General features: G+C 67.6%; 16 protein-coding genes. 12 read left to right on the top strand and 4 right to left on the bottom strand.

Translation table 11 applies throughout. From position 1 onward, the window contains the following. The first annotated feature begins 63 nt into the window (after positions 1–63). The 4 genes from MLE18_RS06795 to MLE18_RS06780 all read left to right on the top strand — a co-directional run bounded on the left by MLE18_RS06795 (position 64) and on the right by MLE18_RS06780 (position 3,050). On the top strand, positions 64–873 hold the full coding sequence (locus MLE18_RS06795; protein ID WP_243368583.1) for a LysM peptidoglycan-binding domain-containing protein: 810 nt from the start codon (positions 64–66) through the stop codon (positions 871–873). A gap of 261 nt (positions 874–1,134) precedes the next feature. Further along, positions 1,135–1,782: a peroxiredoxin gene (locus MLE18_RS06790; protein WP_243368581.1), complete on the top strand. Its 648-nt coding sequence runs from the start codon at positions 1,135–1,137 to the stop codon at positions 1,780–1,782. Positions 1,783–1,901: 119 nt separating this feature from the next. Beyond that, a complete protein-coding gene (locus MLE18_RS06785) occupies positions 1,902–2,480 on the top strand; it encodes a TetR/AcrR family transcriptional regulator (RefSeq protein WP_243368580.1) in 579 nt (192 codons plus the stop codon). A 54-nt stretch (positions 2,481–2,534) separates the two neighbouring features. Further along, a complete protein-coding gene (locus tag MLE18_RS06780; protein WP_243368578.1) occupies positions 2,535–3,050 on the top strand; it encodes a carboxymuconolactone decarboxylase family protein in 516 nt (171 codons plus the stop codon). Positions 3,051–3,242: 192 nt separating this feature from the next. On the opposite strand, the gene MLE18_RS06775 is transcribed toward MLE18_RS06780, so the two are convergent. After that, positions 3,243–4,424, bottom strand: a complete 1,182-nt coding sequence (locus MLE18_RS06775; protein ID WP_243368576.1) for a geranylgeranyl reductase family protein — start codon at positions 4,422–4,424, stop codon at positions 3,243–3,245. A 51-nt stretch (positions 4,425–4,475) separates the two neighbouring features. Here MLE18_RS06775 and MLE18_RS06770 point away from each other — a divergent pair, with 51 nt between their 5' ends. After that, positions 4,476–5,144 carry an HAD family hydrolase gene (locus MLE18_RS06770; protein ID WP_243368574.1) on the top strand — a complete coding sequence of 223 codons (669 nt, stop codon included), beginning with the start codon at positions 4,476–4,478 and terminating at the stop codon, positions 5,142–5,144. 87 nt (positions 5,145–5,231) lie between these two features. Here MLE18_RS06770 and rimO read toward each other — a convergent pair whose 3' ends face one another. Continuing rightward, positions 5,232–6,530: a 30S ribosomal protein S12 methylthiotransferase RimO gene (rimO, locus tag MLE18_RS06765; protein WP_243368572.1), complete on the bottom strand. Its 1,299-nt coding sequence runs from the start codon at positions 6,528–6,530 to the stop codon at positions 5,232–5,234. A gap of 155 nt (positions 6,531–6,685) precedes the next feature. Between rimO and MLE18_RS06760 the strand changes: the two genes are divergently transcribed. From MLE18_RS06760 to MLE18_RS06730, 7 genes are all read left to right on the top strand, one after another. Next, a complete protein-coding gene (locus MLE18_RS06760) occupies positions 6,686–9,298 on the top strand; it encodes a mechanosensitive ion channel domain-containing protein (protein WP_243368567.1) in 2,613 nt (870 codons plus the stop codon). After that, positions 9,295–10,491, top strand: a complete 1,197-nt coding sequence (locus MLE18_RS06755) for a two-component system sensor histidine kinase NtrB (RefSeq protein ID WP_243368565.1) — start codon at positions 9,295–9,297, stop codon at positions 10,489–10,491. Before MLE18_RS06760 ends, MLE18_RS06755 begins: the two co-directional genes overlap by 4 nt. Continuing rightward, complete coding sequence (locus MLE18_RS06750; RefSeq protein ID WP_243368563.1) at positions 10,488–11,087, top strand: XTP/dITP diphosphatase; 600 nt, start codon at positions 10,488–10,490, stop codon at positions 11,085–11,087. The genes MLE18_RS06755 and MLE18_RS06750 overlap by 4 nt, the downstream gene beginning before the upstream one ends. Positions 11,088–11,149: 62 nt before the next feature. After that, positions 11,150–12,973 carry a glutamine--fructose-6-phosphate transaminase (isomerizing) gene (gene glmS / locus MLE18_RS06745; protein ID WP_243368561.1) on the top strand — a complete coding sequence of 608 codons (1,824 nt, stop codon included), beginning with the start codon at positions 11,150–11,152 and terminating at the stop codon, positions 12,971–12,973. Between the two features lie 10 nt (positions 12,974–12,983). Then, positions 12,984–14,453: an N-acetylmuramoyl-L-alanine amidase gene (locus MLE18_RS18090; protein ID WP_243368559.1), complete on the top strand. Its 1,470-nt coding sequence runs from the start codon at positions 12,984–12,986 to the stop codon at positions 14,451–14,453. A 120-nt stretch (positions 14,454–14,573) separates the two neighbouring features. Continuing rightward, positions 14,574–16,397: a lysophospholipid acyltransferase family protein gene (locus MLE18_RS06735; RefSeq protein ID WP_243368557.1), complete on the top strand. Its 1,824-nt coding sequence runs from the start codon at positions 14,574–14,576 to the stop codon at positions 16,395–16,397. Positions 16,398–16,594: 197 nt separating this feature from the next. Next, positions 16,595–18,151: a sigma 54-interacting transcriptional regulator gene (locus MLE18_RS06730; RefSeq protein WP_243368555.1), complete on the top strand. Its 1,557-nt coding sequence runs from the start codon at positions 16,595–16,597 to the stop codon at positions 18,149–18,151. A gap of 248 nt (positions 18,152–18,399) precedes the next feature. Here the strand turns inward: MLE18_RS06730 and MLE18_RS06725 are convergent, their stop codons facing one another. Together MLE18_RS06725 and MLE18_RS06720 are read right to left on the bottom strand one after the other, a co-directional pair. Continuing rightward, the gene (locus tag MLE18_RS06725) at positions 18,400–18,885 is read right to left on the bottom strand and encodes an amphi-Trp domain-containing protein (protein WP_243368553.1); all 486 of its coding nucleotides are present in this window, start codon (positions 18,883–18,885) and stop codon (positions 18,400–18,402) included. Positions 18,886–18,909: 24 nt separating this feature from the next. After that, entirely contained in the window at positions 18,910–19,185 is a 276-nt protein-coding gene (locus MLE18_RS06720) for a hypothetical protein (RefSeq protein WP_243368551.1), read from the bottom strand. Positions 19,186–19,311 lie beyond the last annotated feature (126 nt).

Below are 19,311 nucleotides of genomic sequence, written 5' to 3'. Positions count from 1 at the left end.
TCGTGACAAAACCAGGCGGAGCCGTTAGGTTCCGCCTGGTTCTTTTTTTTTGGAGGGAGCGCCATGAACAAGATAATTGTCCCTGCCTTGGCTTTCTGCCTGGCGTTGTCCGGCTGCTCGATGATGGGCGAAAAGCCCCAGCCAGCCCCTGTGGTCGAGATCAAGCCCGAGCCGACACCGCCGCCCCCGCCACCGCCGCCCCCGCCGTTGACCCACACGGTCAAGAAGGGCGACACCGTGGCCGCCATCGCCAAGAAGTACGGCGTGCCCGCCTCCATCGTGCTCGTGGGCAACAACCTCAAGAGCGCCAAGGACGTGAAGCCCGGCATGGTGCTGACCATCCCCGGCAAGACCGCCGCCCCGGCTACGCCCACACCTCTGGCCGCCGGCAAGGAGCCTGTCTCCAAGGAGCCGGCCGAACCCAAGGCGGGCAAGGGCAAGGGCTCCAAGTCCGATCCGTACGGCATCGAGTCCGCCACGGCCCTGGAGAAGGGCAAGAAGAAGCCCGTGAAGATGGATGACGACGCCACCTACGAGAAGATCAAGGTGGAGTTCCACGACTACGCCGCCAAGTGGCTGCAGAAGTCCGCCGCGCTCTCCCAGTCCCACAAGGACCGCAAGGAAGTGAAGCAGGAGGACGGGCGCTACGTGGCCAGCTACGGGGTGATCCTGATCGATACCATGCAGACCGAGGTCAAGCGCGTGGATTACGACGACACCCCCTATGTGGGCCACATCACCTACCAGTTGGAGATGCACCGCACCTACGGCAACACCGCCCAGGCGGCCCTGGCCTCCACCCAGGAAGAGGTGAAGCAGGAGTCCATGCGCGAGATCTTCAGCTACTCAGGCAAGAAGCGGGCCTGGCGTTAGGTTCGCGTCGAATCACTGGCTGATTGGTTCCAAAGGCCCCCCGGTTCGCGCCGGAGGGGCCTTTTTCATGGGGATCGCAAGCCCAGGGCCGACACTCACGAAATATGCCGACAAAAACGGGCTAAAAGGGGTCGGTTCAGAACAAATTTCATCCTTGAGGAAAAATAATGGTTCCGGGGGATGTAATTTCTGGGAAAATGTGTATGATCGAACCGAATAAGAACAATTCTTATTAAACATACAGCATCATAGGAGGCTCCCATGAGCTGCGAAAACACTACCCACTCCCACGAACATAGCCACTCCGGTTGCGAACACGCCCATGTGGGCAAGCCCGTGGCCGACTTCACCGCCGAGGTGTATGACCCTGAGGAGGGCTTCTTCGGCGAGATCAGCCTGGAGAAGCTCCGGGCGGATAAGAAATGGACCGTGCTGTTCTTCTACCCGGCCGACTTCACCTTCGTCTGCCCCACCGAGTTGGCTGACCTGGCCGTGAAGCATCCCGGGCTCAAAGAGGCCGGGGTCGAGGTGCTCTCCGTCTCCACGGACACCAAGTTCACGCACATGGCCTGGAAGGGCAGCGAGCGCCTGCTGGAGAACGTCCGCTACAAGATGGTGGCAGACCCCACCGGCAAGATCTCTCGCTACTTCGGCGTCTACGACCATGATACGGGCCTGGCCCTGCGCGGCACCTTCATCATCAACCCGGACGGGGTGCTGGTCTCCTCCGAGGTCAACTTCTACAACGTCGGGCGCAACGCCGACGAGCTCCAGCGCAAGATCGAGGCCAACCTCTACCTGATCGACCACCCGGCCGAGGCCTGCCCCGCCAAATGGACCCCGGGCGGAAAGACCCTGACCCCCTCTGAGAAGATGGTCGGCAAGGTCTACGAGGCCCTGAACGGCTAACGCGACGATCACGCCCTCTCGGTGAACCCTTGCGGGCTCCGGCGCACGCCTGAGCCCGTTTCCTTTTCTCAAGCGGAAAGATGTTGACCCGCATAGACGACCGGTCTATTAAGCTCCGCATGAAGCGCGACACCCGCCAGGAGATCATCGAAGCAGCAGCGCAGCTGATCCACAAGCAGGGCTACACCGCCACCGGCATCAAGGAGATCGTGGAAGCTGCCAAGGTGCCCAAGGGCTCCTTCTACTTCTACTTCCCCTCCAAGGAAGCCCTGGGCCTGGCCCTTGTGGAACACTACTGCGAGTCCGTGCGCTCCGGTTGGGAGCCTGTGCTCGCAGACGCCTCCGTGCCGCCGCTTGAGCGACTGCGGGCGTTGTTCCTGGCGCGGATGAAGCCGAAGGAGGACTCGGGCTACGCCCTGGGCTGCCCCATTGGCGGCCTCGCGCAGGAGATGAGTTCTCTCTCCGCCCCCCTTCGGGAGCGGCTGCGCAAGGCCCTGGACGGGCTCACGGCCATGGTCCGTTCGCTGCTGGATGAGGCCGCCCGGGAAGGGCAGCTGCCCCAGGGGCTGGACCCCGCAGCCACGGCAGCCTTCATCGTGGACGCCTGGGAAGGGTCGCTGCTGCGCATGAAGGCTGACGCCGGTCCCGAAGCGCTGGAGCGCTTCGTGTCCGTTGTTTTCGACAGGCTGCTCGTGTAGCGTTTGTTTTTGGAGAACCAACTAACCGACCGGTCTAATACTAGGAGGCATCCCATGTTCATGCTCGAAACCGTTGCCCCGGAAGCCGCCACCGGCTTGATCGCCGACCTGTACGCCAAGTTCCCGCCGGAGATCGGCGTGCCCAAAACCCTGCAGCTCATGAGCGCAAGCCCGGGTCTCATGGAGCGGCACCTGCAGGTGATCGATTATTTCCGCAACCACAAGCGGCTTTCGCCCGAGTTCTTCACCGCGCTGCGCTACAGCGTGGCGGCCAAGGTGGGTCACACGGCTTGCGAGGTGTTCAACCGTGGGATTCTCAGCCGCATGGGCCTGGAGGACGAGCGCATCCGCAGGCTGGAGTGCGACCCCACGGCCGCCGGGCTGGACAAGGAGGAGGAGAAGCTATTGCGGTTCGTGCACAAGGTGGTGGACGAGCCCGCCTCGGTCACCCAAAAGGAGGTGGAGGCCCTGCACGCCCTGGGCTTCAGCGACGCCGACATCCTGGATGCCTGCTCGGCAGCGGCTAACATGGTGGCCTCCTCGGTGCTGTTCAAGGCCTTCATCCGCTAGACCAAGTTTCGTATGTAAAAGAAGAGCCGTGGTCCCGGGGACCACGGCTCTTTTTTGATTGTCAGAATGAGAGCGGGGCTGGGGGCATCTCACAGCACCTCGCAGGGGGCAGTTGCCCGCGACCGCCGCACCAGGAGGAGCCGTCTTAACCGCGTCGCGCAACCGAGTCAGCGTATGGAGACGAGCCTTGCTTCAGCTCTCCGGGTGCTGTTCGCGGATGTCGCGCAGCAGCTTGAAGGAGCGCATGCCGTGCACCATCTCCTGCAGCCTCGTGCCGCCCCCGCCCAGGAAGCCGCGCACGGGCAGCAGCGCCCCGTTGCGCACGAAGAAGTAGAGCAGCCGGCGCAGATGCTTTGACCAGGCCAGCTCCGTGAATACGGTGCGCTTGAGCGCCCGCACGTAGTGCGCGCCAGCCGACGCGCCGTCGCCCTTCGCGGCCAGCGCGGCCTTGGCCGCCAGTTCCCCGGTGTGCAGGGCGTAGTGGATGCCTTCGCCGAAGAAGGGCTCCACCATGCCGCCCGCATCACCGGCCAGGAGCACGCGACCGGCGTGAGGCCGCTCCAGCCAGTTGCCGTAGGGCAGGGGGTGCCCCTTGACGGGCAGGCCGTGGCCTTCGGGGATGCCCAGGAAATTCAGAAAGTCGGCCAGGGCGTGGCGGAACTCGCCCGCGCGGTTGGCCCGGTACAGGCCGCCGATGCCCAGGATCACCCGGTCGGCGTGCGGGAAGACCCAGCCGTACCCGGCGTGCACGAAACCGGAGTAGATGGTGGGGAAATCGGCCAGGATGTCCTCATGCAGTCTGGGCTGCTTCTTGATCCAGCCGCGCTCCAGGTAGATCTCAAGGCCCATGCCCTGCTCGGTGCGCCACAGCTCCGGTTCGATGCCGCAGAAGGTGCGCACGGTGCTCAGGGCACCGTCCGCGCCTATGATGTGCCCGGCGGTCAGCTCCCGACCGGCGGAAGTGCGCACCAGGCCGCGCGCGGGGTCCACCCAGTCCACGCCCTCGCCCTGCACCACCTCGGCTCCGGCGGCGACGGCCTGCTCCAGGCACCAGGCGTCGAACACGCGGCGGTCCACGAAGTGGAAGGGGTAGACCAGCTTCCCGCCGGAGAGGATCATCTCGCGGTGGCGGATGCGGTATTCGTGGCTGACGTGGTTGATGACGCCGTTCGCGACCAGCTCCTCGGCCGTGGCGCCGAACACGCGGCCCAGGGTGCGCACGGTTTTCCAGGTGAAGAGCCCGGCGCAGAGCTTGTCGCGCGGGAAGGTCTTGCGGTCGAGCAGCAGAACGGATGCGCCCGCGCGGGCGAGCACGGCGGCGGCGGCCGTCCCGGCGGGACCGGCCCCGGCGATGAGAACGTCGTAGTGTGTCATCTTGCCCCCAGGAGGGCCTCCTGATACCCGGTTGCGCTGCGGGAGGCAACGATGGAGAAGGTGACACGCCTGCGCGCGGTGGTGTTCGATTTCGACGGGACGCTGGCAAGGCCCGCGCTCGATTTCGCGCTCATGAAGCGGCGCATCGGGGACCTGGGGGCTGGCTACCCCTGCGGCAGGGCCGAGCCGGGCCATCTGCCCGCCCTGGAATGGATAGAGCGGCTGGCCGGGAGCATGGAAGCGGACCCTGCGGGGCACTTCAGACGGGCGGCGCTCGCCATCATCGAGGAGATGGAGGCCGAGGCCGCATCGCGCACGAGCCTGTTCGGGTTCACCCGGCCCATTCTGACGGCGCTCAGGCGGGTGGGTGTGGCCCCGGCGGTGATCACGCGCAACACGCGCGCTTCGGTGGCGACAGTGTTCCCGGACGCCGGGGAGTATCTCTCCGTGCTGCTCACCCGTGAGGACGTGGACGCCGTGAAGCCCGACCCGGCGCACCTGCTGGCCGCGCTCGGCGGGCTCGGCGTGGGGCCGGAGGCGGCCCTGATGGTGGGGGACCACCCGCTGGACGTGCTTACCGCGCGCCGGGCGGGTGCCTTCGCGGCGGCCGTGGCCAGCGGTGAGACCGACGTAAGGACTCTTGCCGACACAGGGCCGGATTTCCTTGCCGCGCACGCCGGGGAGCTGGTGGAGCGCCTCGCCGCCGAAGGCTGGATCTAACGCGAAGCTGGGCCGATCAGGACGCGAAACTATAAGGGAGTCCAGAGGGTCGAAGACCCTCTGGCCGCCGGAGGCTCTTCCCGGCTGTCAGGCCAGGGCCACCAAGTCGTAGGTCTTGGCTTCCTCGATCAGGGCCTTGACCATGGCTCCGGGCTTGACCCCAGGCCCTGAAACATAGGTCACGCCGTCGATCTCCGGGGCCTGGAACCAGGTGCGCCCAACGTGCAGCCCGGGCCACTCGGGGTGGGGGGCGTCCACCAGCACATCCAAACTCATGTTCTCGAACCCGGAAAGCCACTCCTCCGATATTTCGGCCTGCGCGGCCATGATTGCATCCTTGCGGCCCTGGCTGGTCTTAGCGCCAACCTGGCCGGGCATGGCCGCGGCCGGGGTGCCCTCTTCCCGCTGATAGGCGAACACGCCCAGGTGCTGGAAGCGCACCTCCCGCACGAAGTTGAGCAGGAAGTTGAAATGGGTGCGCGTCTCGCCCGGGTAGCCCACGATGAGGCTGGTGCGGATGGCCGCCTCGGGGAAGCGGGAGCGCACCAAGTCGATGACGCGCCTTGGGTCCTTGGCGAAGGGGCGGCCCATGGAGCGCAGGATGTCAGGGTGGGCGTGCTGCAGGGGGATGTCGAAGTAGGGCACGAAGGGCGGCCCGGCGTCCTTGAGGAAGTCCAGCAGCTCAGGGGTCAGCCCGGCGGGGTAGAGGTAGAGCAGGCGCAGCCGCTCCAGGCCGGAGAGGGGCAGCAGGGCCTCCAGCAGGGCGCGAAGGTCCTGCTTGGGGTCCAGGTCGTGCCCGAAGGCGGTAAGGTCCTGGGCCACCAGGATGAGCTCCTTGCGGCCGGTGGAGAGAATATTTTCGGCCTCGCGGGCCAGCTCGGCCACGGGCGTGCTCTTGAGCGTGCCACGGATGGACGGGATGGTGCAGAAGCGGCACTTGTGGCGGCAGCCCTCGCTGACCTTGAGGTAGGCGTACCCGGGCGGGCTGGAGTGGATGCGCGCGGGGGTCCCGGCGGCGGCCCGGCCCATGGCCAGGGCGATCTTGGCGGGCCAGTCCGGCAGCTCGTGGGTGGTGAGCCAGAGGTCCACCTCGGGCATGGACTGGGCCAGCTCACCGCCGTAGCGGCTCACCAGGCAGCCCGCCACGGCCAGCAGCGGCCTGGGCGAGAGGTTGGCGATGGCTTCGGCCGCGTCGAGGATTTCGGAGACGGACTCCTCCACAGCGGGGCGGATGAAGCCGCAGGTGTTCACCAGCACCAGGGCGGCGTCCTCGGGACGGTCCACCGGGCGGGCGCGCCCGGGCAGGCCGCCCAGCAGGAACTCGGTGTCCACCAGGTTCTTGGGGCAGCCAAGGGAGATCGTGTAGACGGGAATCGTGTCGGCCATGCGGGCCTTCTAGCAGTGAGCGCGCCAAAAAGCGAGGCGCGAAGCGGGAGGGGACGCGCCGCGGGCGGTCCACATTGATATCGCGCCCGGAACCCGCTAAATAAGAATGAGAGGCGCAGGGGAAACGACCCGCGCCCGGCTTTGGAGATCAGTACATGCCCATGACTTCCGCCCTGCGCGGCCGCGGCCTGCGGCCGCGCCTTCTGATAGCCGCCCTGTTCGCGCTGCTCGCCGCGGCGCCGCTTTTCGCCAGCTCCGCCGCCCACGCCGAGGAGGGCGAGAGCTGGAAGCTCATGCTCCAGCGCAACTACGAGGAGCTGCAGTACCAGATCGAATACGTGGACGGCGTCTCCCAGACGCTGCCCGGCATGGTCAAGCAGACCCGGCAGGATCTCGCCTCCCTGCGCAAAAAGCTCGACGAGCTCATGGTGCTCGGGCGCGTGTCCGGCAGCAACCCCATGGAGCTGCGCGCCGTGCTGGCCGGGCTGGACATCCTGCAGGCCCGCGTGGAGGCCGTGACCCAGCCCTTCCAGAAGGCTGACGCCGACCTCAAGCGCTTCCAGGAGCGCCTGGGCGAGCTGGACGCCGAGTTCTCGCAGCAGGCGGCCGATGGGCCATCGCCGGAGCTGACCAAATCCCTCAACGATTTCCTGGGCGACCTGCGCAAGCTCAAGAACAAGCTTGGCCGCGTGAAGACCGTGCTGGACCAGGGCCTCAACCCCACGCGCGACCTCACGGCGGGCATCGGGCGCTCCGTCCAGACCGTCAAGGAGCGCATCCCCAGGGCCTGGAAGGACTACTACTTCGCCTCCGGCAAGAGCCTGCTCTCCCTGGGAGCCTGGCAGGAGGCCATCCAGCACATGGGCAACCTGCCGCGCTACGTGGCCACCTTCGCCAACCTCTTCGACGCGGGCGACGGCCGCACCAAGGACCTGCTCACCCGCCTCCTGGGCCTCATGGTGGTGCTGGTGGGCGGCGCGGCCGTGGCGCTCAAGCGGCTGGAGAAGCGTTACGGCGGCTTCAGGGCGGGCAGGCCGCTGGGCAGCCTGGCCTGGATCGGCGCGGGCGTGGGCGTGCTCTGGGCCACCTCGGGCGCGGGCTACGTGCTGGTGCGCGCCGAGACCGGGGCCCTGGCCGAGGTGCTGATCTCCCGGGGCGTGCTGGGGGTCGCCTGGTTCCTGCACCTGCTGCGCTGCGGCGGCCTCGTCGCGCCGGCCGCCAAACCCGGAGCGGAGCAGGGCGGCGACGCCGTTCCGGCCGGGCCCGAACTCGCGGAGCAGCAGCCGGACATGGCCTGCGCGGACGTGACGAACCCGGCTGCATCCGACGCCGCAACAGAACCCGCCGCCGAAGCATCCGCCGCACCGGCCGCCGTGCCGTCCGCAGCGGCGAAAACCGAGCCTGCGGCCAAGCCCGCCAAGGCCCGCGCGCCGCGAAATCCCGTGGGCCTGGCCTGGGGCATGTTCACCCTGGCCGTGCTCCTGCAGATGCCCTGGCTGCCGGACGCCTTCAGGGGCGGGGCCTGGGTGCTGGCCCTGTTCGCGGCCGGGTGGCTGGTGCGCAGGAGTGCGCGCGGGCGCGGGGCCGACGCGGTGTCGCGCCTGGCCGGGGCGGGCGGCTGGCTCTATCCGCTGCTGTGCCTGCCCGCGCTCTTCGGCTGGGTGAACCTGACCATGCTGGCGGCCGAGGGTTGGTTCATGGCCCTGGTGCTGCTGCAGGCGGGGCTCGCGCTCTACGGGCTGGTGGGCAGGCTGGTGGCCCGGCCCTCGGCGGACTTCACGGGTGAAGTGCTCAAGTCCTTCGCGGGGGGGCTGGCCCTGCCGTCGACGGTCATCGCCATGGCGGGCTGCTTCCTGTTCTGGCTGTCCCTGGCCATGGGGGGCAGCAGCGTGTTCCTCTCCGCCGTGAGCTCGGACGTGGGGGCCGAAGGCTTCAGCCTGGACCTGGGCCGCCTGGCCCTGATGTTCATCGGGTTCTACCTGGCCCGCGCGGCCACCCGCGTGGCGGACAGGCTCATCGCCGAGCTGCCCGCCCGCCGGCCGGACCTGGAGCGCGGGGTGCTGAACCTCCTGGAGACCATCTCCACCTACGTGGTCTGGGGCCTCTACGTGCTCATAGCCCTGCGCCTGGCCGGGGCCAACTTCACCAGCCTGGCGGTGGTGGCGGGCGGCCTCTCCGTGGGTATCGGCTTCGGCCTGCAGAACATCATCAACAACTTCATCTCCGGCCTGATCCTGCTCTTCGGGCGCAGCGTCCAGGCGGGCGACGTGCTCCAGATCGGCGACCTCTGGGGCACGGTGCAGCGGGTGAACATCCGCAACACCGTGGTGCAGACCTTCGACAACGCCACCCTGTTCGTGCCCAACTCGGACCTGATCGCCCAGAAGATCACCAACTGGTCCCACAAGGACCGCCGCGTGCGCCGCCTGCTTGAATTGGGCGTGGCCTACGGCTCGGACACGGCCCTGGTGCAGGAGCTGCTGCTGGAGGCGGCCAGCTCCCACCCCAACGTGCTGGCCGAGCCCAAGCCCGTCGTGTTCTTCATGGCCTTCGCGGATTCCTCCCTCAACTTCCGCCTGGCCTACTGGGTCAACGACCTGGACAATGCCGCCAGGACCAGCTCCGACATCCACCTAGCCGTGGACCGCGCCTTCCGGGAGCACGGCGTGGAGATCCCCTTCCCGCAGCGCGACGTGACCGTGAAAATCGCCGGCAGGGATGAAGAGTCCCTTCCCCTGGGCCCGGAAAAAGACGGAGGACGGACATGACCGACGACCCCATCCGCCCGGTAGCGGACGTGTGCGCCGATGCCCTGCTCAGCGAGCCGAGCCTGCTGACCTCGGTCATCGACCAGATACCCGACGACATCGTGGTGCTGGATTCGAGCGGCTGCGTGGTGGAGGTCAACCGCGCTGTGCTGGAGCGCCTGGGCGGCACCCGGCGGAACTTCCTGGGCAAGGCCTGCCGCGAGGCGCTGAGCGGCTTCCAGGGCGTGTGCGAGGCCAAGGATGACCCCGCCCTCTGGGAGAGCGTGCGCACAGGCGGCAAGAGCGAGCAGGTGCAGACCGTGGTGGACGCCGAGGGGCGCATGCACACCTTTAGGGTCTACACCTACCCGGTGATGGACACGGCGGGGAAGCTCTCCCACGTGGTGCTCCTGCGCCGCGACATCACCCAGCGCACCTACATGGAGCGCCGCCTGCAGCAGTCCGAGAAGCTGGCCGCCGTGGGCGAGCTGTCCACCTACGTGGCCCACGAGATCAGGAATCCGCTCTTCGCCATCGCGGGCTTCGCCAATTCCCTGCTGCGCTCCGGCAACCTGGACGAGCGCGCCCGGGGCAAGGTCTCCATCATCCTGGAGGAGTCCAACCGCCTGGACAAGATTTTGAAGAGCCTGCTCAATTTCGCCCGCCCCACCCAGGGCGCGGACGGGCAGATCGACGTGGCGGCCACCGCCGAGCAGACCATGGGGCTCATGGCCCTGGGCTGCCAGAAGCAGGACATCGCCGTGCGCGTGGAGGTGGATTCGGGCCTGCCCCTGGTCAAGGGCGACCCGGACCTCATCAAGCAGTGCCTGATCAACATGGTCAAGAACTCCATGGAGGCCATGCCCGAGGGCGGCGAGCTGACCTTGCGCTGCTATCTGCGCAGGGGGCAGGTGGTCATGGAGCTGGCGGACACGGGCAAGGGCATCCTGCCCGAACACCTGGACCAGGTGTTCAACCCCTTCTTCTCCACCAAGGACAAGGGCTCCGGCCTTGGCCTGGCCATGACCCGCAAGATACTCGACGAGCTGGGCGGCGCGGTGGAGCTGGAGAGCGAGGTGGGCCGGGGCACCGTGGTGCGCCTGGTGATGCCGCCGGTGGACGCCGCGGTGGAAGAAAATCTGGAATCCTACGCCGCCCCGCGCCACGACGGCATCTGGCGCGGCGGCTCGGACAACAACGGGGGGAACGGATGACGCAGGTGGTGCTGGCCACGCGCAACCAGGGCAAGGTGCGCGAGCTGCAGGCCATGATGGCCGGAATGGACGTGGAGGTTCTGGGCCTGGACCGCTTCCCCCAGATCGGCGAGATCGAGGAGACGGGCGACACTTTCGAGGCCAACGCCCGCATCAAGGCCGAGGCCGTGAGCCAGGCCACAGGGCTCATCGCCCTGGCCGACGACTCCGGCCTGGTGGTGGACGCCCTGGGCGGCGACCCCGGGGTGCGCTCGGCGCGCTACTCCGGCGAAGGGGCCACGGACGCCTCCAACAACGAGAAGCTGCTGGCGGCCCTGGCCGACGTGCCCGAGGGCCGAAGGGCCTGCCGCTTCGTCTCCGCCATCGTGGCCAGCCGCCCGGACGGACGCGAGCTCACGGCGCTTGGCGCCTGGGAAGGCCGCGTGGGATTCGCGCCCAAAGGTTCCGGGGGCTTCGGTTACGACCCGCTGTTCATCGACGCGGAGCTGGGCCTCACAGCCGCCGAGATGAGCGCGGAGCAGAAGAACGCCCGCAGCCACCGGGGCCGCGCCCTGCGCTCCCTGCTCGAGGACTGGGCCGGGTTCGCCCGCTCTTGACACTTCCGTCGATTACTGGAACTGGCGGGTAGTTTTTCCACCCCGACACAGAAGGATCATCCATGTGCGGCATCATCGGTTATAGCGGGCACCGCCCCGCGGTCCCCGTGATCATAGAGGGTCTGAAGCGTCTCGAATACCGCGGCTACGACTCCGCCGGAGTGGCCTACGTCCAGCACGGCGAGCTCACCGTCGTGCGCGCCGAGGGCAAGCTCTGCAACTTGGAGAACAAGCTGGCCACCATGCCCACGCACACGGCCACCTCGGGCATGGGCCACACCCGCTGGGCCACCCACGGCCTGCCCGTGGAGCGCAACGCCCACCCGCACCGCGACCAGTCCGGCCGCGTGGCCCTGGTGCACAACGGCATCATCGAGAACTACCAGGAGCTGCGCGAGGAGCTGAAGGCCAAGGGCGTCAGCTTCGCCTCCGAGACGGACACCGAGGTCCTGGCGCATCTGGTGGGGCTGCACCTGGCCGAGCACGGCGACTTCGAGAAGGCCGTGTCGTACGCGCTGGGACGCGTGGACGGCTCCTACGCGATATGTGTGGTCAGCCTGGAGAACCCCGGCGTGCTCTACGCGGCGCGCAAGTCCTCCCCGCTGGTCATGGGCGTGGGCGTTGGGGAGAACTTCGTGGCCTCGGACATCCCGGCCTTCCTGCCCTACACCCGCGAGGTGGTCTTCCTGGAGGACGGCGAGATGGTGCGCATCGACGCCAACTCCTGGAAGGTGATGGACGCCGCTACCCTGGCCCCCATCGAGAAGACGCCCCAGCACATCGCCTGGGACGTGCAGTCCGCCCAGAAGGGCGGGTACAAGCATTTCATGCTCAAGGAGATCTTCGAGCAGCCCCGCGTCATCGCGGACTGCATGGCCGGGCGCGCCGACCACTCGGCCTGCCGCGCGTTGCTGCCCGACCTGGAGGGCATGCCCGTGCCCGAGCGCCTGACCATCGTGGCCTGCGGCACCAGCTACCACGCGGGCCTGTGGGGCATGTACCTGCTGGAGACATGGGCCAAGGTGCCCACCCGGGTGGAGATCGCCTCCGAGTTCCGCTACCGCGACCCCATCCTGGGCCCCGGCGACACGGTGCTGGCCATCTCGCAGTCGGGCGAGACGGCGGACACCCTGGCCACCATGCGCCTGGCCAAGGAGCGCGGGGCCACCGTGGTGGGCCTGTGCAACGTGGTGGGCTCCACGGTCTCGCGCGAGGCCGACCGGGTGATCTACACCCAGGCCGGGCCTGAAATCTCCGTGGCCTCCACCAAGGCCATGTGCTCCCAGCTGACGCTCCTGACGCTTCTGGCCATGCACTGGGGCCAGCAGAAGGGCGTGCTGCCCGAGGACGTGCGCGCCAACTGCCTGCGCACCCTGTCCGCGCTGCCCGGCGTGCTGGAGGCCGAGCTGCCGAGGATGCGCTCCCGCGCCGCCGAACTGGCCAGGGCCTACTCCGAGGCCCGGAGTTTTCTGTATCTGGGACGCGGCACCTCCTACCCGTTGGCCCTGGAGGGCGCGCTCAAGCTCAAGGAGATCAGCTACATCCACGCCGAGGGCTACGCTTCCGGCGAGATGAAGCACGGCCCCATCGCGCTCATCGACCCCAAGTTCCCCACCTTCGCCCTGGCCCCGGCGGACGAGCTCTACCCCAAGGTGAAGTCCAACCTGGAGGAGGTGCAGGCGCGCGGCGGCAAGATCGTAGCCCTGGCCCCCGCCGGCACGGACCTGCGCGTGGAGGACCTCTGGGAGGTGCCCAACGTCTGGGGGCCCATGAACACGTTCCTGATGCTGCCCGCCCTGCAGCTCTTCGCCTACGAAATGGCCGACTATCTCGGCAAGGACGTGGACCAGCCCCGCAACCTGGCCAAGTCCGTCACCGTGGAGTAGGGGCGGCGGGGTGCGGGTGATCCGTCCGGCGGCTCTCGCCGCGCGCCCGCTGCTGCTGGCGTTTCTGCTGGCCGCGCTGGGCCTGTGCGCGGGGTCGTGGACCGGGCGGGGGCTTGCCTTGGCCGCCTCCGCCCAGGATGCGGCCAAGGCGTCCGGGCAGACTCCATCCGCCAAATCCGCCAAGCCCAGCAAGGCCGACAAGGCCGCGAAGTCCTCGAAGCAAGCCAAGGATTCCAAGCAGGCCAAGCCCGCCTCGGCGCCCAAGCTTACCCCCGTCACGGACGTGCAGATCTGGTCCGGCAAGGACTACTCCCGCATCGCGGTGGTGCTCGGGGGCGAGGTGCAGCACCACTGGCAGCTGCTGCCGCCCGAGGCCTCCAAGGACGGGCTGCGCCGCCTCTACGTCGATCTGGACGACACCCGCATCAAGCCCGGCGTGCCCGGCCGCTTCGACGTGCGCGGCGACGTGGCCCGCAAGGTGCGCCTGGCCCCCTACAAGCCCGGCGTGACCCGGCTGGTGGTTGAGGTCGAGAACCTCAAGAGCCAGCAGGTGTTCGTGCTGGAGAATCCCTACCGCATCATCGTGGACGTGCAGGGCCAGTCCGCCAAGGCCCGCGCCGCGGAGGACAAGGCCGCCGGGGGCAAATCCGCCGAACCCCAGGCGCAGCCGAAGGGCAAGGCCAAGGCTCAGGCAGCGCCCGAAGCCGCCGTTCAGGAGGCCGCACCCGGCGAGGCGGTCCCTCTGCTGGCAACTCCGGGGCGCAAGAGGATGGCCCGGCAGCTGGTGGAGCAGCTGGGCCTCACCGTGCGCCGCGTCATGGTGGACGCCGGCCACGGCGGCAAGGACCCCGGAGCCCACGGCGCGGGCGGTCTGGTGGAGAAGGACGTGAACCTGCGCATCGCCAAGCTGCTTGGCGGGAAGCTCGAGAAGATGGGCTTCGAGGTGCTCTACACCCGCACGCAGGACAAGTTCGTCTCCCTGGAGGGGCGCACCGCCATGGCCAACGCCAGGAAGGCCGACCTGTTCGTCTCCATCCACTGCAACGCCCACGGCGATTCCGGCTCCTCCGGCCTGGAGACCTACTCCCTGAACCTGGCCTCCACGCCCGACGAGGTGCGGGTGGCCGCGCGGGAGAACTCCGTGGACCCCAGACGCATCTCGGACATGCAGAAGATTCTGGACGAGCTCATGCACGCCTCCAAATTGACCGAGTCGCGCGATTTCGCCCGCGCGGCCCACGCCTCGGCCCTCAGCCAGGCCAAACGGGGCGGCTCCACGCGGGACAGGGGGCTGCACGAGGCCCCGTTCTACGTGCTGCTTGGGGCCAAGATGCCCGCCATACTGGTGGAGGTGGGCTACATCACCAACCCTGCCGAGGCCGCCCGCCTGCGCAACGAGAAATACCTCGAAGGCCTGGCCCAGGGTATCGCCGAAGGCGTGCGGGCCTACAAGCAGAAGATCGAGCGCTTCGGCGGTTAAGCCGCGCCCCCCGGCACATGTTCGCAACCTGAAGGGCGCGAACGGTCACACAAGCACCACACCCCCGAAACACGGCCGCGCTAGCACTGCCTATCGGTATTCCACCTACCGGAGGCAGCCATGCATCCACGCTCCGACCAATCCCGCAACGACATATTCCGCCTCGAGGACAACGTCCGCCATCCCCTTGCGCGCACCGTGCTGCGCCTGGCGGGCAAACCCATCGCCAAGGCCCTGGGCCTGGACCAGCTTTCCCGCAGCTACAGCCGCATCCCCGCCCAGGCCACGGGTATGGACTTCCTGCGCGGCCTGGTCGACGCCTTCGGCTTCAAGTGCAACGTCTTAAGCGAGGACCTGGCCCGCATCCCCGCCAGCGGCCCCGTGATGGCGGTGGCCAACCACCCCTTCGGCGGGCTGGAGGGCATCTTCCTGGCCGAGATGCTCAACCGCGTGCGCCCCGACGCCAAGATCATGGCCAACCACCTGTTGGGCCGCATCCGGGAGCTGCGCGAGCTGTTCATCCTGGTGGACCCCTTCGGCACGGAGAACTCCCTGGGGCGCAACATTGCCCCCCTGCGCGAGAGCATCGCCTGGCTGCGCGACGGCGCGGCCCTGGGCGTGTTCCCGGCGGGCGAGGTGGCCCACTTCAACGTGCGCGAGGGCAGGGTGGCAGAACCCAGCTGGAGCCCCTCCATCGCCAGGATCATCAAGGCCTGCGGGGCCACGGTGGTGCCCGTGCACTTCGCCGGGGCCAACGGGGCCATGTTCCACCTGGCCGGGCTGGTGCACCCCAAGCTGCGCACCATGCTGCTGCCCCGCGAGTTCGTGAACAAGGCCCGCACCACCGTGGAGGTGCGCGTGGGCCAGCCCATAGCGCCAGCGCGCCTGGAGGAGCTCTCCGACAAGCAGGCCGCCGACTACCTGCGCCTGCACACCGAGATGCTCGGCGGCGGCGAGGCGCGCAAGAGCCCCTTCAGGAGCTTCCCGGTGCGCTCCATCAGCCGCCAGGAGGCCCTCATCGCCCCGCAGGACTCCTCGCTCATGGAGGCCGAGGTGGCGCGCCTGCCCGAGGCGTCCCTGCTCCTGGAGAGCGGCGGCTTCCGCGTGTACGAGGCCCGCTCCAAGGACATCCCCCTGGTGCTCAAGGAGATCGGGCGGCTGCGCGAGGCCACCTTCCGCAAGGTGGGCGAGGGCACAGGCTCCTCCTGCGACTTGGACTCCTTCGACGCGTTCTACTCCCACGTGTTCATCTGGAACGTGAAGGAGCGCGAGGTGGTGGGCGCGTACCGCCTGGGCCGCACGGACGAAATACTTGCGGAGCGCGGCCCCGCCGGGCTGTACGTGGGCACACTGTTCAGGCTCAAGCCGCGCTTCCTGCACGAGCTCGGCCCGGCCTTGGAGATGGGGCGCTCCTTCGTGCGCGTCGAATACCAGAAAAGCTACAACGCCCTGCTGCTGCTCTGGAAGGGCATCGGCACGGTGGTGGCCCGCGAGCCCAGGTACCGCCGCCTCTTCGGCCCGGTGAGCATCACCAACGAGTATCAGGCTTCATCCCGCCAGCTCATCGCCGGGTATTTCGAATCCTGCGGGCAGAAGCCGGACCTCTCCCGCTTCGTGAAGCCCCGCAAGCCGCTCAAGGCCCCGGGCTGGCTGAAGCGCGCGGCCAGGACCCTGGTGGACGACGTGGAGCGCCTCTCCGAGCTGGTCAGCGCGGCCGAGCGCGACCGCAAGGGCATCCCGGTGCTCCTGCGCCAATATCTCAAGCTTGGCGGCAAGATACTGGCCTTCAACGTGGACCCGGGCTTCAGCGACGCCCTGGACGGACTCATCGTGGTGGACCTGCTCCACACCGAACGCAAGCAGCTGGAGCGCTACCTCGGCAAGGAAGGTCTGGCGGGCTTCCTGGCCTTCCACGACGACGGCGGATTCAAGCGCAGCGCGTGATTAACGTTTTCGTAAAAAAATAATTCTGAGTCCGGCAGCGTAAGCTGCCGGGCTTTTTAGTTAATTTGCTCGACTCCCGCGCCAGCCTGACTATGACGCATTTGGGGGATTGCAAGCATACATTTTTGTAGTTAGTACGGGGGCACAGGCATGGCCGCGCTGGGCGGCCGCCGTCTCCATTTTTTCCCGGAATCGCAATGAACAGCGTCAGCCAGCTGGAACTGAAAGTCCTTTACGAAATTTCGCAAATCATCGGTCAGGCCCTGGATCTGGACCAGACCCTGAGCGACATACTGCGCATCCTCTCCGAAACCCTGGAGATGAAGCGCGCCACCATCACCCTGCTCGACGAGGAGACCAACACCCTGGCCATCAGCGCCTCCCACGGGCTCAGCCCGGAGGAGAAGCGGCGCGGCGTCTACCGCCTGGACGAGGGTGTCACCGGGCGCATCTTCCAGACGGGCAAGCCCTTCGTGGTGCCCGACATCAGCAAGGAGCCCCTGTTCCTGGACAAGACCCAGTCGCGCGGAATGGAGCGCGGGCGCATCGCTTTCCTGGGCGTGCCCGTTACCATCAAGGGCCAGCCCGGCGGCGTGCTCACCGCCGACCGCCTCTTCAGCGACGACGTCTCCTACGACGAGGACGTGCGCTTCCTCTCCATCGTGGCCGCGCTCATCGGGCAGTTCGTGCAGCTGGGCAAGCAGGTGCGCGCCCGGGAGGAGAACCTGCGGCGCGAAAACCTGTCGCTTCGCTTCAAGCTCTCCAAGACCTACCACCGCTTCTTCATCGTGGGCCAGAGCCAGCCCATGACCCGCGTGCACCAGATGATCGAGAAAGTGGCCCCCACCAGGGCCACGGTGCTGCTGCTGGGCGAGTCGGGCACGGGCAAGACCCTCACGGCGCGCATGATCCACGAGCTCTCCGACCGGGCCAAGTATCCCTTCATCAAGGTCAACTGCGCGGCCATCCCGGAAAACCTGCTGGAGTCGGAGCTCTTCGGCTACGAGAAGGGCGCCTTCACCGGCGCGGCCGCGCCCAAGCCCGGCCGCTTCGAGGAGGCCGACAAGGGCACCATCTTCCTGGACGAGATCGGCGAGCTTTCGGCGGGCATCCAGTCCAAGCTGCTGCGCTTCCTGCAGGAGCGCGAGTTCGAGCGCCTGGGCGGCATCAAGACCCGCAAGGTGGACGTGCGCATCATCGCGGCCACCAACCGCGACCTGGCCGAGGCCGTGACCCACGGCGAGTTCCGGGAGGACCTCTACTACCGCCTCAACGTGTTCCCCGTGCTGGTGCCCTCGCTGCGCGAGCGCCGGGAGGACATCCCCGCGCTGCTCAACCACTTCCTGGACAAGCTCTCCCGCGAGTACGGGCGCAGGCTCTCCTTCACGCCCAGGGCCCTGGACGCCCTGGTGAAGTACGACTGGCCCGGCAACGTGCGCGAGATGGAGAACCTGGTGGAGCGCCTCTCCATCATGGTGGAGGACGAGCGCATCGACCTGGCCGACGTGCCGCCCTACTTCTTCACGGCGGGCAAGCCCGCGCCCCAGGCCAGCCTGGACGGCCAGGCCAGCCTCAAGGACATGGAGAAGCGGGAGGTCATGGCCGCCCTGGAACGCCACAACTGGGTGCAGTCGCGCGCGGCCAGGGAGCTTGGACTGACGCTGCGCCAGATGGGCTACCGCATCCGCAAGTTCGGCCTGGAGCGCATGGTCAACGAGCGCCGCGGCCGCGACCAGGACCTGGACCTCGGCTAGCCAGGAGCCGCAAGGGGGCAGAATTGCCAAGACGCGGGGCTCCGCCCCGCACACCGCCAGGGGGCGTGGCCCCCTGGACCCGCAAACGGGACGCGGGGGGCGAGTTTCAGGCGTCATGCCCGGGGCGGTAATGCGCGATCGGAGCAACCGGATTGGATACGGTTTGGCGCGGGGTTCGACCCGCACGGCGAATACGCGAAAGGGGGCCCCACGGCCCCCTTTTTGATTCTGGGCAGGCCACGGCGAGGCTACTGCTCCACAGGTTTTGCCTCGCCGTCTTCATCGGTTTTGGGAGCCTCTTCGGGCTTCTTCCCGTGCTTCTTGTCGTGTTTCTTCTCTTTGTTCTTCACGGCCTTCTTGCCGTCCTTGCGGTGCTTCTCCGGCTTGGGCTCCTCGGCGGGCGGGGCGGCCAGGACGGCCTCGCCCGGTTCGCAGGGCCCCTCGGGGGCCGCATCAGGCGCGGTCGGCTCAGTGGGGCTGATGGTGAACTCGCTCGCGGGAACCTGCTCCGGCACCTCCTCCCACTTCACCTCCAAGCTGAACTTCTGCTTGCCCTTCTTGATGGCGGCCTCGATCTCGAAATCCATGCGCGTGGATGGCTTGAGCGTGACGTACTCCGCGCCCTTGCGCAGGCAGATGGTGCCCGCCCGCAGGCTCCCGGCGAGGTCCGAGAGGATCTGGGCCAGGGCTTGGGGGTCCGTGACGCCGGAGATGGCGATGCTGGCTTTGCTCATGGGGTGCTCCTGTGTCGGGCCGCTTCAGGCGGCCGGGTCTGGGGTGGGGTCCTGGCCGGGCTCCGTGGACGGGGTGGCGGCGCGGCGCGGCCTGTCCTTGTTGTCGCGCTGCATCTCTTCGAGCTTTTTCTCGGCCTTGTGCAGGAATTTTTCGAGGGCCTTGTTGATGCACGTATCCACATCGAGGCGCTTGTCGAACGAACGAGATGCCTCGCGAGCCCTGTCCAGCCGCTCGGCAACATCGACATAAACATTGAAAATCATGCGTTTTGTTTCGCGATCATTCTTGAAGATAGACATGGGTTCCTCTCAAATTCCGTACAGAATTTGTACGGATCATACACAAATCGAAAAGCCCTGCAACCACCACCGGCCTTGACGCGGCAAGCCCATGGGGAACATGGAACCCACAACGGAGGATACGCC

The sequence above is a fragment of the Fundidesulfovibrio soli genome (assembly GCF_022808695.1).
Taxonomy (GTDB): Bacteria; Desulfobacterota; Desulfovibrionia; order Desulfovibrionales; family Desulfovibrionaceae; genus Fundidesulfovibrio; species Fundidesulfovibrio soli.
The sequence above is the reverse complement of the archived record's forward strand: the minus strand, read 5'-3'. Positions and strand labels throughout refer to the sequence as shown.

Bases quoted from the DNA above. Each gene is read 5' to 3' on its own strand.
- MLE18_RS06795 (WP_243368583.1), top strand. From the start codon at position 64: ATGAACAAGATAATTGTCCCTGCCTTGGCTTTCTGCCTGGCGTTGTCC.
- MLE18_RS06790 (WP_243368581.1), top strand. From the start codon at position 1,135: ATGAGCTGCGAAAACACTACCCACTCCCACGAACATAGCCACTCCGGT.
- MLE18_RS06785 (WP_243368580.1), top strand. From the start codon at position 1,902: ATGAAGCGCGACACCCGCCAGGAGATCATCGAAGCAGCAGCGCAGCTG.
- MLE18_RS06780 (WP_243368578.1), top strand. From the start codon at position 2,535: ATGTTCATGCTCGAAACCGTTGCCCCGGAAGCCGCCACCGGCTTGATC.
- MLE18_RS06775 (WP_243368576.1), bottom strand. From the start codon at position 4,424: ATGACACACTACGACGTTCTCATCGCCGGGGCCGGTCCCGCCGGGACG.
- MLE18_RS06770 (WP_243368574.1), top strand. From the start codon at position 4,476: ATGGAGAAGGTGACACGCCTGCGCGCGGTGGTGTTCGATTTCGACGGG.
- rimO (WP_243368572.1), bottom strand. From the start codon at position 6,530: ATGGCCGACACGATTCCCGTCTACACGATCTCCCTTGGCTGCCCCAAG.
- MLE18_RS06760 (WP_243368567.1), top strand. From the start codon at position 6,686: ATGCCCATGACTTCCGCCCTGCGCGGCCGCGGCCTGCGGCCGCGCCTT.
- MLE18_RS06755 (WP_243368565.1), top strand. From the start codon at position 9,295: ATGACCGACGACCCCATCCGCCCGGTAGCGGACGTGTGCGCCGATGCC.
- MLE18_RS06750 (WP_243368563.1), top strand. From the start codon at position 10,488: ATGACGCAGGTGGTGCTGGCCACGCGCAACCAGGGCAAGGTGCGCGAG.
- glmS (WP_243368561.1), top strand. From the start codon at position 11,150: ATGTGCGGCATCATCGGTTATAGCGGGCACCGCCCCGCGGTCCCCGTG.
- MLE18_RS06735 (WP_243368557.1), top strand. From the start codon at position 14,574: ATGCATCCACGCTCCGACCAATCCCGCAACGACATATTCCGCCTCGAG.
- MLE18_RS06730 (WP_243368555.1), top strand. From the start codon at position 16,595: ATGAACAGCGTCAGCCAGCTGGAACTGAAAGTCCTTTACGAAATTTCG.
- MLE18_RS06725 (WP_243368553.1), bottom strand. From the start codon at position 18,885: ATGAGCAAAGCCAGCATCGCCATCTCCGGCGTCACGGACCCCCAAGCC.
- MLE18_RS06720 (WP_243368551.1), bottom strand. From the start codon at position 19,185: ATGTCTATCTTCAAGAATGATCGCGAAACAAAACGCATGATTTTCAAT.